The sequence below is a fragment of the Microbacterium sp. nov. GSS16 genome, from assembly GCF_028198145.1.
GTDB lineage: Bacteria > Actinomycetota > Actinomycetes > Actinomycetales > Microbacteriaceae > Microbacterium.
In genome coordinates this window covers 1887147-1900379 of sequence record NZ_CP116338.1, presented here as the reverse complement: position 1 = coordinate 1900379, position 13233 = coordinate 1887147, and the positions used below count along the sequence as shown (strand labels likewise).

General features: G+C 68.6%; 13 protein-coding genes, 1 tRNA gene and 1 pseudogene. 9 read left to right on the top strand and 6 right to left on the bottom strand.

Going from position 1 to position 13233, the window contains the following annotated elements:
- Positions 1 to 3 precede the first annotated feature (3 nt).
- Entirely contained in the window at positions 4 to 369 is a 366-nt protein-coding gene (locus tag PGB26_RS09055) for a hypothetical protein (RefSeq protein WP_271637306.1), read from the bottom strand.
- Positions 370 to 446: 77 nt separating this feature from the next.
- Between PGB26_RS09055 and PGB26_RS09050 the strand changes: the two genes are divergently transcribed.
- The 5 genes from PGB26_RS09050 to PGB26_RS09030 all read left to right on the top strand — a co-directional run bounded on the left by PGB26_RS09050 (position 447) and on the right by PGB26_RS09030 (position 4367).
- The gene (locus tag PGB26_RS09050) at positions 447 to 2693 is read left to right on the top strand and encodes an MMPL family transporter (protein ID WP_271637305.1); all 2247 of its coding nucleotides are present in this window, start codon (positions 447 to 449) and stop codon (positions 2691 to 2693) included.
- Positions 2690 to 3121, top strand: a complete 432-nt coding sequence (locus tag PGB26_RS09045; protein WP_271637304.1) for a pyrimidine dimer DNA glycosylase/endonuclease V — start codon at positions 2690 to 2692, stop codon at positions 3119 to 3121. The genes PGB26_RS09050 and PGB26_RS09045 overlap by 4 nt, the downstream gene beginning before the upstream one ends.
- The gene (locus PGB26_RS09040) at positions 3103 to 3231 is read left to right on the top strand and encodes a hypothetical protein (RefSeq protein WP_271637303.1); all 129 of its coding nucleotides are present in this window, start codon (positions 3103 to 3105) and stop codon (positions 3229 to 3231) included. Before PGB26_RS09045 ends, PGB26_RS09040 begins: the two co-directional genes overlap by 19 nt.
- Positions 3232 to 3366: 135 nt before the next feature.
- Complete coding sequence (locus PGB26_RS09035; protein ID WP_271637302.1) at positions 3367 to 3627, top strand: DUF7218 family protein; 261 nt, start codon at positions 3367 to 3369, stop codon at positions 3625 to 3627.
- 44 nt (positions 3628 to 3671) lie between these two features.
- On the top strand, positions 3672 to 4367 hold the full coding sequence (locus PGB26_RS09030) for an NADPH-dependent F420 reductase (protein WP_271637301.1): 696 nt from the start codon (positions 3672 to 3674) through the stop codon (positions 4365 to 4367).
- A gap of 203 nt (positions 4368 to 4570) precedes the next feature.
- Here the strand turns inward: PGB26_RS09030 and PGB26_RS13910 are convergent.
- The 3 genes and pseudogenes from PGB26_RS13910 to PGB26_RS09015 form a co-directional block, all read right to left on the bottom strand.
- Positions 4571 to 5158, bottom strand: a pseudogene (locus PGB26_RS13910) (DUF998 domain-containing protein); the annotation flags it as partial.
- A gap of 189 nt (positions 5159 to 5347) precedes the next feature.
- Positions 5348 to 5854, bottom strand: coding sequence for a metallophosphoesterase family protein (locus tag PGB26_RS09020; RefSeq protein WP_271637299.1), 507 nt, complete (start codon positions 5852 to 5854; stop codon positions 5348 to 5350).
- Positions 5855 to 5937: 83 nt separating this feature from the next.
- Complete coding sequence (locus PGB26_RS09015) at positions 5938 to 9069, bottom strand: chondroitinase family polysaccharide lyase (RefSeq protein WP_271637298.1); 3132 nt, start codon at positions 9067 to 9069, stop codon at positions 5938 to 5940.
- Between the two features lie 227 nt (positions 9070 to 9296).
- Between PGB26_RS09015 and PGB26_RS09010 the strand changes: the two genes are divergently transcribed.
- Positions 9297 to 10283, top strand: a complete 987-nt coding sequence (locus tag PGB26_RS09010; protein ID WP_271637297.1) for a TerC family protein — start codon at positions 9297 to 9299, stop codon at positions 10281 to 10283.
- Positions 10284 to 10352: 69 nt separating this feature from the next.
- Positions 10353 to 10754: a VOC family protein gene (locus PGB26_RS09005; RefSeq protein ID WP_110554963.1), complete on the top strand. Its 402-nt coding sequence runs from the start codon at positions 10353 to 10355 to the stop codon at positions 10752 to 10754.
- 21 nt (positions 10755 to 10775) lie between these two features.
- On the opposite strand, the gene PGB26_RS09000 is transcribed toward PGB26_RS09005, so the two are convergent.
- Entirely contained in the window at positions 10776 to 11150 is a 375-nt protein-coding gene (locus tag PGB26_RS09000) for a VOC family protein (RefSeq protein WP_271637296.1), read from the bottom strand.
- Between the two features lie 113 nt (positions 11151 to 11263).
- Between PGB26_RS09000 and PGB26_RS08995 the strand changes: the two genes are divergently transcribed.
- On the top strand, positions 11264 to 11665 hold the full coding sequence (locus tag PGB26_RS08995; protein ID WP_271637295.1) for a MarR family winged helix-turn-helix transcriptional regulator: 402 nt from the start codon (positions 11264 to 11266) through the stop codon (positions 11663 to 11665).
- 57 nt (positions 11666 to 11722) lie between these two features.
- Complete coding sequence (locus tag PGB26_RS08990; RefSeq protein ID WP_271637294.1) at positions 11723 to 12976, top strand: DUF2254 domain-containing protein; 1254 nt, start codon at positions 11723 to 11725, stop codon at positions 12974 to 12976.
- Positions 12977 to 13136: 160 nt separating this feature from the next.
- On the opposite strand, the gene PGB26_RS08985 is transcribed toward PGB26_RS08990, so the two are convergent.
- Positions 13137 to 13210: transfer RNA gene (locus PGB26_RS08985), tRNA-Pro, on the bottom strand.
- Between the last annotated feature and the right edge of the window lie 23 nt (positions 13211 to 13233).

Genomic DNA, 13233 nt, shown 5'->3' with positions numbered 1-13233 from the left:
CGATCACCAGAACCGCTCCGGCACCTCGGCGGGCGGCTTGTCGGCGCCGCCCCAGCGGTCCGACTCCGCCTTGGCCGCCGCGGCCGCGGCATCCGCCTCGCTGAGCGCCTCCTCTGCGGCTGAGACCGCGTCCGAGAATCCGACGACGAGAGTCGTGTGCGGGTGGCGGATCGACTCGGTGACGCGGCAGTCGCGCACGACGGCCCGCCAGACATCGACCTGCTCCTGCGCGACGTCGCGCACCTCGTACTGGATGCTCCGGTCGAGGTCGCGCACGGCGATCACCGTCCCGTCGACCGCCTGCGCGATCTCGACGCGATTCCCCCTCGGCACCGGCGCGGATGCCGCGATGACGAGTGTTCTCTGCATGCCCTCATGCTAGGCCTGTCAAGTCCTCCGGCGACCTTTCTCCTGCCCGGTACCGTTGCTCTGACGAGAGGACCCCGATGAACACGCGAGCGCAGCTCCGCCAGCAGCAGCAGCAGAAGAAGCCGAAGACGCTGTTGCGCGTGCTGATCTCGGCCGCGCTCATCCTCCTCTGGCTCACCGGCGCCGGCCTCGGCGGACCGCTGTTCGGCAAGATCGACGAGGTCTCCTCGAACGACCGCACGGCCTACCTGCCCGAATCGGCCGACGCGACAGAGGTGCAATCCGCTCTCGACGATTTCCTCGGCTCCGATTCGATCCCGGCGGTGGTGGTCTTCGACTCCGACGACGAGATCGATGACGCGCTGCGGGACGACCTGGCATCCGCGCTCGAGAAGGCGACGACCGCCGAGGGCGTGAAGGACGGCTCCTCCCCCGTGATCGTCTCCGACGACGCACTCGCCGCCCAGGCGTTCGTGCCCATCGACGCCGACGCCGACATCGGCGAGATCTCCGGCGCGCTCTCGGCCGACCTGCGCGAAAGCGTGCCCGACGGCATCGACGTGTACATCACAGGACCTGCCGGCTTCACCGCCGACCTCGTCGCCGGATTCGCCGGCATCGACGGCATCCTGCTGCTCGTCGCTCTCGCCGCCGTGCTCGTCATCCTCGTGATCGTGTACCGCTCACTGCTGCTTCCCCTCGTCGTGCTCAGCACCAGCCTGTTCGCGCTGTGCGTGGCTCTGCTGGCCGTGTGGTGGGCGGCGAAGTTCGGCATCCTGCTGCTGAGCGGTCAGACGCAGGGCATCCTCTTCATCCTCGTCATCGGCGCCGCGACCGACTACTCGCTGCTGATGGTCGCGCGCTTCCGCGAAGAGCTGCACATCACCGAGAACAGGTGGACGGCGGTCGCGGCGGCCTGGCGCGGCTCGTTCGAGCCGATCCTCGCCTCCGGCGGCACGGTGATCGCCGGCCTGCTGTGCCTGCTGCTGAGCGACCTGAAGTCGAACAGCACGCTCGGTCCGGTGGCCGCGATCGGCATCGTCTTCGCGATGCTGGCCGCACTCACTCTGCTTCCCGCCCTGCTCGGCCTGTTCGGCCGGGCCGCGTTCTGGCCCAAGCGCCCGAAGTACGAGCCCGAGCGGGTGGCCGACGCGAGCCCGCTGGAGGGACGCGGACTGTGGCCGAGGCTCGCGCGCGGCATCCGCACTCGCCCGCGCCTCATCTGGATCTCGACGGCGATCGTGCTGGCGATCGCCGCGGTGGGCCTCGTGCAGCTGGACGCCAAGGGCGTGCCGCAGTCCGATCTCGTGCTCGGCGCCTCCGAGGCCCGCGACGGCCAGAAGGTGCTCGGCGAGCACTTCCCGGGCGGATCCGGCAGCCCCGCGTACGTGCTCGTCGACGAGGACCGGCTGCAGGATGCTGCCGACGTGCTGCTCTCCGACGACGGCGTCGACGGTGTCAGCGTGACCGCGGAGGACTCGCCGTCGGGCAGCGCCCCGGTCACCGAGGACGGCATCACCGCCTTCGGCCCTCCGGGAACCGCCGCGCCGGAGCCGACGGTCATCGACGGGCGTGTGCTGCTGCAGGGCACCCTCACCGACGCTGCCGACTCGGCGGATGCCGAGGCGACGGTCGACCGGCTGCGCGCCGAGCTCGACGAGACCGGAGCCAAGATCGGCGGCGTCACCGCGACGGCCGTCGACACGAACACCGCCTCGATCCACGATCGCAACCTGATCATCCCCGTCATCCTCGGCGTGATCCTGGTGATCCTCATGCTGCTGCTGCGCGCGGTGCTCGCACCCGTGCTGCTGATCCTCACCACGGTGCTGTCGTTCGGTTCGGCGATGGGCGTGGCTGCGCTGCTGTTCAACGGCGTCTTCCGGTTCCCGGGGGCCGACCCGGCGGTGCCGCTGTTCGGCTTCGTGTTCCTGGTCGCTCTGGGCATCGACTACAACATCTTCCTGATGACCCGGGTGCGCGAGGAGTCGACGCGTCACGGCACACGCGAGGGCATCCTGCGCGGGCTCGCGGTGACGGGCGGTGTGATCACCTCCGCCGGGCTCGTGCTGGCGGCGACGTTCGCGGCGCTGTCGGTGATCCCCATCCTGTTCCTCGTGCAGCTGGCGTTCATCGTCGCCTTCGGCGTGCTGCTCGACACGTTCGTCGTGCGCTCGCTGCTCGTGCCGGCGCTCAGCTACGACATCGGCAGGGCGATCTGGTGGCCGTCGAAGCTCAGCCGCCGCGATGCCGAGCCGACTGCCGACCGGGACGACGAGCAGGCCGTCAGCGCCGTCCGCACGGAGGAGCCGGGCCGCGGGTGAGGATCTGGTCGTTGCACCCCGCTCACCTCGATCGAGCGGCTCTCGTCGCCTGCTGGCGCGAGACGCTGCTCGCTCAGGCGGTTCTCGCGGGGCGCACGAAGGGATACACCAGGCATCCCCAGCTCGAGCGGTTCCGCGCGCAGGCCGAGCCGCTCGCGTCGGTCGGAGCGTACCTGTCTTCGGTCGCGGATGAAGCGGATGCCCGTGGCTACCGCTTCGACCGTGGGCGGATCATCACGCCCCGATCGCCGGTGGAGGTCATCCCGGTCACCGACGGCCAGCTGATGCTGGAGTGGCAGCACCTGGGCGCGAAGCTCACCCAGCGCAGTCCGGCGGATGCGGTGCGATGGCGAGCGACGACGCCCACGGCACACCCGCTGTTCACCGTCGTGCCCGGGCCGGTGGAGCTGTGGGAGCGGGCCGTCTGATCAAGCTCTTCAACGCGGCCCGTGACTCGCGCGAGGTGGGCCACATCCGCGAGCATCCGCAGACCGCGGGCGAGCATCCGCCGGGCATCGACGAAGCCGCCTGGGGTTGAGCGGCCGGCGGTTGTCGAAGGTGCGCGGATAGGCCGCCTCCGTCGGCGTGTCAAGGCCGTTCGACTGCCGCAGTGTCGCGCGTACGGTCGTCCCCAGTCGCGGACCGCGACGTCCGAAGATCCGAGGAGGCGGCGATGCCGAACCAGCCAGAGCTCAAGGACGAAGAGCTGTACGAGAAGCTGCGCGATGACGGCGCATCGAAGGAGAAGGCGGCACGCATCTCGAACGCGGCCGCCCGCGACGGTCGCTCAGCCGTCGGTCGCCGGGGAGGCAGATCCGGTGACTACGACGACTGGACGGTCGAGGAGCTGAAGAAGCGCGCGAAGGAGCTCGGCATCGAGGGCTACTCCGGCAAGCGCAAGGCCGAGCTCATCGACATGCTGCGCGACCACTGAGCACGCCGCGCCGGCGCCCGAGCGGGCCGCCGTACGATGACGGGGTGACTGTCACCTCGCCGATCCGGACGCTCGGCATCATCGGCGCCGGCCGGCTGGGGCGTGTGCTGGCAGCGCTCGCGGTGGATGCCGGATACCGGGTGGTCGTCGCGCGTTCGGGCGATCCCGCTCCCATCGCCCGCGCGATCGCCGCGATCGGAGCCGAGGCGATGAGCGTCTCCGACCTGGTCGCGATGTCGGACGTCGTGGTGCTGGCGCTGCCGCTCGGCCGGTACCGCACGCTGCCGGCGGAGCTGATGCGCGGGATGCTGGTCGTCGACGCCATGAACTACTGGTGGGGTGCCGACGGGGACCGGCCCGACCTCGATGACCCGCGCACCTCGACCAGCGAGCTCGTTCAGCGGCACCTCGCGGGCGCGCGCGTCGTGAAGGGGCTGGGGCACATGGGGTACCACGACATGGAGGACGAGGCTCGCCCAGCCGGAGCACCGGGGCGCAAGGCCATCGCGATCGCCGGGGATGCAGCCGACGATCTCGATGTCGTGTCGCGACTGATCGACGACCTCGGTTTCGATCCGGTGATCGCCGGCCCACTGGCATCCGGCATCATGCTCGAGCCGGGTGCCGACGCCTTCGGCGCCGACGTCGGCGCTGATGAGCTGCGCGAGATGCTCGATGGGTTCGAGACGTCGCGGCGCGGCATCGTCGTCGCACGCGCGAGACGTTCCGCGCGATCCTGACGACGGACCCTCGCGGCGCCTGCACGCCGACGGATGGCCGCGGGCCGGGCATCCGTCTCGGCGCGGCGCCGGCGCCGGCGCCGCGACCACATCGACCCGTCGGACGGGGCGGGAGAGGCGTGACGGTGGGCGATCTGCTCGAGCAGGTGCACCCACCACAGGATGATCGCGAAGGCGATCGCCTCGAAGACCGTGAGCGAGATGACCTCGGCCTTCAACGCGGCGAGCGCGATGATCATCGTGACGCCGCTGATGATCGTGGCTCGGCGGAGCGTTCCTTCGAGCTGCCAGAGCAGAACACGGTGCGAGAGCAGCAGGAAAGCGAACGAGAGCACCGCGCCGTTGGTGGCCCGCTCGTGGGCGATCGGGTCGACCGACAGCGGGTAGGCGCCGATCGCGAGCAGGCTGATGCCGAGGCCGGCGATCGCCGGGGGCATCACACGCATCGCGACCCGTGAACGCCACGAGTGCGGCATCACTCCGGTCAGGCGGATCCGCAGCATCCACGACGAGCCGGCGATGATCGCCCCGCTCGCGACGAGCCCTCCGTTGAACGCGAAGCTGGAGAAGTCGCCCATCATGCCGAGCCTGCTGAAGTACAGTCGCCACCAGTCCGCGTCGGTCGTGGTCGCCGCCGACACAAGGATGCACCCGCAGAGCAGCAGCGCGGCGCACAGCACCCACGTGAGCCGGGGCACCGCGCCTTCCCTCCGGACCGGCGGGTCTTCCGCTCGGATGTGCGCGGCGCGCACGCCGATCACCGGTACTGTCAGCAGAGCTTGTCCACTCATCGGTCCGCCTATCACCCGCGCAGGAGAGACGCGGGTGTGACCATCCCCCGGAAGCGCGAAACAGATGCGGAGCGGCTCGAGAAAGCTCCGCTTCTTGGAGCCTATTCGGCGAGGACGAGTTCCGGCGACCATTCTCCCGGAATAACCCGCGGCGATATGGTTCGCCGCGCTCTCAGCAGTTCACCCGGTTCACTCGTCGCGGTTCACCGGGATCAGCGTGACGTCGAGCGCTTCCCCGTCGATGCGCACGCTCATCATCGTGCACGCCGGCTGACGGCGCCGATCGGTCGGCGACCCGGGATTGAGCAGACGCAGGCCGCCTGGCGTGACGGTGTCCCACGGGATGTGCGAGTGCCCGAATACCAGCACGTCGGTGTCGCTGAACGCCTGATCCATGCGCTGCTCGCGCTTCGCCGCCGGGCCCGTCTCATGGATGACCGCGAAGCGCAGGTTCCCGACGGTGAAGCGCGCGATCTCAGGGAGCCGCTCGCGATGCTCGGGCCCGTCGTTGTTGCCGTAGACGCCGTGGAAATCTCGGGATCTCGACTCGATGAGATCGAGGGTGGCGATGTCGACCCAGTCCCCCGCGTGCACCACGACGTCCGCGACGTCGATCGCGTCGAGCACAGCGCGCGGCAGTCGTCTCGCCCGCGCCGGGACGTGCGTGTCGGCGAGCAGCAGCATCGTCGTCGTCATGATGCCGCCAGTATCCCACCGACGCCGAGCCGAGTGTGTCGCCGCGGTTCACCGCATCCCCAACGACGCACCCTCGCCGGCTCTCACCCGATGGCGGTCATGGTGAGATCCCGCGAGGCGCCGTCGCGGCAGGTCACGGTGACCCTCGTCGTGTCGCCCGCGAGCATCACCATCACGTCGTCCGCGTCGCACGACCACCGCCCCTGCACGGTGATGCTCACCCGAGACGGCGCACTGGCGCTGCGCCGCCATGGCCGGGAGTAGCTCGTGTTGGCGCCGACGTAAGTGCCGTCGGGGGCGAACTGGTCGGGGTCGTCCCCCTCGTACAGGTGCAGGTCGGGGTCGGTCACCGACAAGGTGAGCGTCTGATGCTCGCTCCGCCACATCAGCAGGCACGCCGCGTCCACGGCGGTGATGGTCTCGTCGATGCCCGTTGCATTCGCGAAGACGACGGCCCCGGTGATGCCGGTGTCTCGATGGTGCACCACGTGCGCCGTGGCGTCTTTGCGCACGACCGCGTAGGGTGCATCGTCCGAGCCCATCCGCTTCGTGAAGTCTGCCGTGCGCTGCTCCCCCGCGCCCACGAGCAGGGCGTACTCGTATCCGGCGCCCGTGGGCGCCGTGCCGTGGTCGATCAGCGCGGTGGCGTAGGGAACGGATGCCGTCGTGGTGTCCTTCTCGTCGGGTGCGGTCTGCACCGCACTGATGCGCCGCAGTCGCTGCCCGGCGGGCAGGTGGAAGCCGTTCCCGAGCGGGTCGACGACACCGGTGGGCCGGGTCAGCTGCGTCGCGTCGTCGGTGCCGTCGGCGGTCGGCACGGCGACCTGGAACAGCGTGGTCTCGGTGCTGTGCTGTGGGTCGTCGTTCGCGATGTCGCTGCCCAGACACACGATGACGTCGTCGAAGCTGAATCGCGACACCTTTGCCGTGTGGGTGGGGTCGAACTTCGGATGCTCGATCAGGTGCATCCCGAAGATGCCGTGCTCGCCCTGGAACGAACCGGCCCCGCCGAACGCCGAGCGGGTCAAGGGCATGATCTCGATCGTGTCGCTCAGGTCGCCCTTGAGCAGCTCCCAGGGCAGGTGCTTGGTCGTCGCGCCGGGGATGCGGTTCCAGTCCCAGCCGGGGTGCACATACCCGTTCGCAGGATGCGTGATCTGCCCGGTGCCGTCGGCGCGCGCGAGCACCTCGACCGACGCGTAAGCGAGGTAGCGGCCGTAGAGATTGTCCGTGGCGTAGATCTCGCTCGACCACAGGTAGCGGTTGTGCCCGCGCAACGCGACCAGCCATTCATCACGGCGATGGAGTCCGCAGGCGGCATAGCCCAGGGCCCAGTGTCCGTTCGGCGCGGGCTCGGCCTCGATTCCCGCCTCACGCAGATCGGCGGCGAGGCTGCGCTGCGCGGCGGAGGGGTTGGGCGGCAGCAGCCGCAGGAACGCCGCTCCGACCATCGGGTCGAATGCGCCACCCTCCCCCGGCATCGGCGTCGCCGCGAGCGCGGCGAACGGATTCAGCGAGAGCCCCTGCTCACCGTCGGGGTGGCGACCGGTGAGCGCGATCGGCCACTGCGTGGTGTTGGCGTGCAGGCGCTGGGTGAGCAGCGCCCGACGCAGCGACGCGCGGGCGGGCGCGCTGAGGCCGAAGGCGGTGCCGTGCAGCAGCGCCACGACCGGAGCCATCCCGACCAGTGCGTCACGGCCGTAGTCCGGGTAGGGGCCCATGTGGTGGAAGATCGTGCCGTCGGGCTTGAGCCCGCCCTCGATCCCGGGCGAGGTGCTCAGCGAGCGCTCGGTGAAGCGGGTGAGGGCGGCCAGCAGCCGGCACTTCTCGTCGTCGGTCTCGGCGCCGACGGCGCAGATCGCCATCGGCTTCAGCAGGGTGTTCTGCACGTCGATGATGCCGCCGTATTTGGCCGGGTCGCTGAAGTCGTGCGTGAGCCGGCCCAGCCCGACGAACCAGGCGAGGTTGTCCATGGCGCGCCGCCACAGCCCGGCTTCGGCGAGCAGCGGCTGCGCGACGAGGAACGAGTCGGCTGCCTCGCGGTACTGGTACCCGATGTGGTGGATCGTGCCCTGCGCGCTGCCCTTCGCGAATCCCTGGTCCTCGAGGTGGGCGTACATGCGCAGGTAGAGCTCGTCGAACTCTGCCGACGTCGCGGCCCCGGCGCTGCGCGCCTTCGCCGACGCCGCGGCGATCGCGCGCATCCGGGTGCCGTACGCGCGCAGTGCCACCGCCGATGCGAGAGTCATCACGTCGGCGCGGATCTCAGCCGGGAGGATCGCCGACTGGTAGCCGTTGATGTACGAGCCCGGTGCGGCGGGGATTCCGGATGCCCGTTCGGGTACGCCCAGCTCGGCGACCTGCTCCTTCGCCTTCGCGAGCCCGGCGGTGGTCACGTCGGCTGCTACCGTCGCGGACTTCAGCAGCGCGGCACAGATGCCGGCGAGATCGCCGCTCCCTTCGGCAGGCGGGAAGGATGCCGCGGCGAGGTCGTCATCGAAGCGCATCAGGTCGAGCCAGTGCCGGTTGTCGGCCTCGGCGATCTCGGGCTGCACGAACGGGGCCTGCCGGTCGGGTGTCGGGTGGTCGGGACGCATCTCGGTGTTGAGCACCACTTGGTCGATGAACAGGGTGCCCGAACGCCGCGGCGCGATGAAGCGCACCCGGTTCATCGCCTGATGCGGGGTGCCCTCGGTGTCATAGCCCAGGCGCACCCAGCAGGTGCGCCAGCCGGTGAAGTCGAGCCCGAACTCGAAGGCCGTGTCGGTGGTCGCGCCGCGGCCGAACTCGACGCGCAGGCGATCGGTGGTGGGCTCTGCGTTGTAAACCCACATCGAGAAGGTGTCGACGGTGCCCATCAGCGCTTGGTCCATGCCCGCGGTGTAGCGGCTGGCCTGATACCGCAGCGGCTCTTTGATGGTGAGCACGCCGCCGGGCGCGTGCTGCCACTTCAGGCTGTGGGCGCCCACCTTGCCGCGCTCGGCGCTGATCGAGATCGCGCTTCCCTTGCCGGTCGAGAACTGGCGCGGCACGTGGGTCTCGAGCAGGAAGACAGGCGGCGACAGCGCGAGAGCGCGCGCCTCGACATCCGCCGGATCGAGAGCACCCGCCGGGCGCGGAGCGGATGCCACGGCCGGCTGCGCACCGCCTGCGATCAGTGCGGCGCTGCCGAAGGCTGCGCCCGCCACCAGGAATCCGCGTCGTGAGATCTCCATTGACACTCCTCTTATCGAACTTCGTCGTCTCGCAGGTGAGGATCGCAGGGTGTGAGGAGGGCATTCAAGATGCATTGCGGGAGCCGTTACACTGGTCACCGCAAGGGGAGTACTCCCGCGCGGTGGGTCGTCACCACGGATGCATTCGCATCCCGGTCCACCGGTTCCCGATTCGGGAATGGAGAAGACCTTGGCGTCGATTCGTTCGCCTCAGGTCAGGAGACCCCTTGGAAGTCAGCCCCCTCGTCTGGATGATCACGGTCGCGGTGACCGTCGCCTTCTTCATCTACGAGTTCTTCACGCATGTCCGCAAACCACACGAGCCGACGATCGCCGAATCAGCGCGCTGGTCGGCGTTCTACATCGCCCTCGCGCTGGTGTTCGGTGTCGGCGTGGGTGTGGTCTCAGGATGGACGTTCGGCGGTGAATACTTCGCGGGCTACCTGACCGAGAAGGCACTGTCGGTCGACAATCTCTTCGTGTTCCTGCTGGTGATGTCGAGCTTCGCCGTGCCGAAGATCTATCAGCAGAAGGTGCTGATGATCGGCATCGTGATCGCGCTCATCCTGCGCGGCGTCTTCATCGCGGTCGGTGCAGCGCTGATCGAGAACTTCACCTGGGTCTTCTACCTATTCGGAGCACTGCTGCTCGTGCTCGCCTGGCACCAGGCGTTCTCACACGGCGACTCGAACGTCGTCGACGGCCGGTTCATGCGCTTCGTCCGCAGGCATCTGCCGGTGACGGACGAGTACCACCAAGACAAGCTGACCGTGCGCAAGGACGGCCGCCGGTGGGTGACGCCGATGCTGCTGACCATCGTCGCCATCGGCTTCGTCGACCTCATCTTCGCCGTCGACTCCATCCCCGCGATCTACGGGCTGACCGAGGAGGCGTACCTCGTCTTCACCGCCAACGTGTTCGCCCTGATGGGACTGCGGCAGCTCTTCTTCCTGATCGGCGGCCTGCTCGAGCGCCTCGTGTACCTCGCCCAGGGACTCGCGGTGATCCTCGCCTTCATCGGCGTGAAGCTGCTCATCCACGCGTTGCACAAGAACGAGCTGCCGTTCATCAACGGCGGCGAGCCGATCACCGTGATCCCCGAGATCCCGATCTGGCTGTCACTGCTGTTCATCGCGGGCACGATCGCGGTGGCGACGGTCGCGAGCCTCAGGAAGACGCGGGTCGACGACCGGTCGGCGGTGGATCGCGTCTGATGTCGGCGGTCGCGCGCAGCGGTCGCAGAAGCAGTGGAAATGCGCCGGCGGCGAGCGCACCATTGCCTCATGAGCGCATTCGACCCCGAGCGGGTCTTCAGCGGCTTCAGCGTCGACGATCTCGACGTCGCCCGCACGTTCTACGGCGAGACGCTCGGCATGCCGGTCTCGAGCAACCCGATGGGCTTCCTCGAGATCGGTCTGCCGCAGGGCGGCTCGATCCTCGTGTACGACAAGCCGGACCATGTGCCGGCGACGTACACCGTTCTGAACTTCGAGGTGGCTGACATCGATGCCGCCGTCGATGATCTGAACGCCCGCGGTGTGGTCACCAAGATCTACACCGACCCCGACTTCGGCACTGACGAGAAGGGAATCGCACGGATGGGCCCGGACGGCGCGTCGGGCCCGGAGATCGCATGGTTCACGGACCCGGCCGGCAACGTGATCTCGGTGCTGGTGACGCCCTGACGGGCGCTCGCCTCACGGCACTCAGCCGCCGGCGTGAACGGTGACGACATAGCCATCGGGATCACGAAAGGAGAACTGCAGGCCGAACGGCCCCCCGATTGGCTCCTGCACGACCTCGACTCCCGCATCGACCAGTCGTGCATGCACGCCCGCCGCGTCGGCGCTGTGGAACCAGACGCCGATGCCTGCGCCGAGCTGAGGGATCGCATCGAGTTCCACACCTGGGAACGGGTCGCGGACAGCGAACGCGACATCTCCTGCGGAGAACACGGTCGCGGCGGGGTTCAAGCCCGGGAGCGGGGTGAGTCCGACGAGCTCCTGGTAGAACTTCGCGGAGGCCGCCCGATCTCGTACCTGGAACGAGACGAAATCGGGTCCGGAGGTGGTTGCTGCCATGAGCGAGCTCCTGTTCTGTTCGATGGCCATGTGTCAATATGCTGACACTCCGCGTAGTCATGTGTCAAACTATTGACATGGATGCATCGGACCGAAGCCCGGAGGCGCTGGGCGTGCTGATCAAGGAGACGCAGTCGCTGTTGAATCAGCGGATGGATGACCGGCTTCGCCCGCTCTCGCTGAGCGTGCCGCAGTACGCGTGCTTGACCGCACTGCAGAGCACCCCGGGCATCACCGGTTCCGAGCTTGCCCGACGGGCGTTCGTCTCCCGCCAGTCGATGAACGTGCTTCTGCAGGGCCTGGAGAAGCGCGGGCTGGTGACGCGTTCGACCCATCCAGGGCCCCGGCGAGAGCGGGGCGTGGTTCTGAGCGCCGCCGCAGAGCCGCTCCTCGCCCGCGCGCATGACGAGGTCTCCTCGGTCGTTCAGGCCATGACCGCGCAGGTCGAGCCTGTGGAGCGCGCTCGTCTTCATGAGCTTCTGACTCGATGCAGAGACGCCCTGCTGGTCGGCTGACGACATCGCGGTGCGGCGCGGTCACGACGGCGCGTTCGACCGTGTTGAATGAGGCGCATGGCGAGCACCTCTGGCGGGAGTCTTCTGGTTCACGCGCAGCGCGCGCTGCGCACCGTATGGGCCAGGGCGATCGCGTTCACCGTGGTCGCGGTGCTGTTCGCGTTGGCGGCCGGCGTCGTCGGCGCCTGGATCCCGTTCGAAGTGACGGTGGAGCTCGGCCAGAATTCGGTCGACTCGATCCTGCAGATCATCGCAACCGCGATGCTCACCGCGACGACCTTTTCCATCACCGCGATGGTGACCGCATACTCGTCGGCGACGACGATCGCCACGCCGCGGTCGACCAAGCTGCTCATCGCCGACCCGACCTCGCAGACGGCGCTCTCGACGTTCACCGGCGCGTTCGTGTTCGCCCTCGTCGGGATAATCGCCCTGTCCACGGGGTATTACACCGAACAGGGCCGCACGATCCTGTTCTTCGGCACGTTGGTGGTCATCGGCGTCGTCGTGATCACCCTGCTGCGCTGGATCGGTCACCTCGCCCGGTTCGGGCGAATGGCCGACGTCATCGACCGGGTCGAAGATGCTGCGGCCTCGGCGCTGATCGCCCACATGCGCCGCCCGACGCTCGGCGCCCGCGAGCTCACACGCGTGCCTGCGGCCAGTTTCCCCATCGCCGTCACCGACGCTCGTTACGTGCTCGCGATCGACGTCGCACGACTCGACGCTCTGGCGCATGAGCACGACTGCGAGGTCTACGTCGCAGCGACGCCCGGCACCATCGCCGACGCCCTGCATCCGCTGGCTCATGTGAGCGTGCCACCCTCGCAGTCGCTGCGCGACCAGCTTTCGGCCGCGTTCACTCTCGGACGCCACCGCGACTACGAACAGGACCCCCGCTTGGGCGTCATCGCTCTCGCCGAGATCGGCAGCCGCGCCCTGTCACCTGGAACCAACGACCCCGGAACCGCGATCGAGGTGACCGCCGCCCTGCAGCGAGTCTTCAGCAGGGCGTTCACGACCGACACCGATCACGCCTCGCAGATCGACCACGATCGCGTCTGGATGCCACGCGCGCAGACGCGCGACCTCCTCACCGATGCCTTTCGGCCTCTCGCTCGAGACGGCGCCGGATTCGTCGAAGTCCTCATCCGTGTTCAGAAGTGCCTCGCCGCGCTCGCCGAGACGGCTCCCGAGCATCGAGCGCTCCTGCGCGAGCTGAGCGGGGAGGTGAACGCACGAGCCCGAGAGGCTCTGCCGCGACGCGAGCGGGCCGCAGTGCGTGACGCCGCCACTGGCCAGACGATATGACGGTCGACTCCTATGCCGGATCGCGAATACGTGAGGAGCATTCGCATCGGGCCATAGTAGAGCGGCGTGTGGCCCCGCTTCACGGGCGCGAGCAGAAATGACGAAAGGGCGGGATCCTGGCGGATCCGGCCCTTTCGTCATTTCTACGTCTACGTCTACGTCGGGCTGACAGGATTTGAACCTGCGACCCCTTGACCCCCAGTCAAGTGCGCTACCAAGCTGCGCCACAGCCCGTGGCAGTCCGCACCGAAGCGCGG

Bases quoted from the DNA above. Each gene is read 5' to 3' on its own strand.
- PGB26_RS09050 (WP_271637305.1), top strand. From the start codon at position 447: ATGAACACGCGAGCGCAGCTCCGCCAGCAGCAGCAGCAGAAGAAGCCG.
- PGB26_RS09020 (WP_271637299.1), bottom strand. From the start codon at position 5,854: ATGACGACGACGATGCTGCTGCTCGCCGACACGCACGTCCCGGCGCGG.
- PGB26_RS09035 (WP_271637302.1), top strand. From the start codon at position 3,367: ATGCCGAACCAGCCAGAGCTCAAGGACGAAGAGCTGTACGAGAAGCTG.
- PGB26_RS09055 (WP_271637306.1), bottom strand. From the start codon at position 369: ATGCAGAGAACACTCGTCATCGCGGCATCCGCGCCGGTGCCGAGGGGG.
- PGB26_RS08990 (WP_271637294.1), top strand. From the start codon at position 11,723: ATGGCGAGCACCTCTGGCGGGAGTCTTCTGGTTCACGCGCAGCGCGCG.
- PGB26_RS09000 (WP_271637296.1), bottom strand. From the start codon at position 11,150: ATGGCAGCAACCACCTCCGGACCCGATTTCGTCTCGTTCCAGGTACGA.
- PGB26_RS09005 (WP_110554963.1), top strand. From the start codon at position 10,353: ATGAGCGCATTCGACCCCGAGCGGGTCTTCAGCGGCTTCAGCGTCGAC.
- PGB26_RS09015 (WP_271637298.1), bottom strand. From the start codon at position 9,069: ATGGAGATCTCACGACGCGGATTCCTGGTGGCGGGCGCAGCCTTCGGC.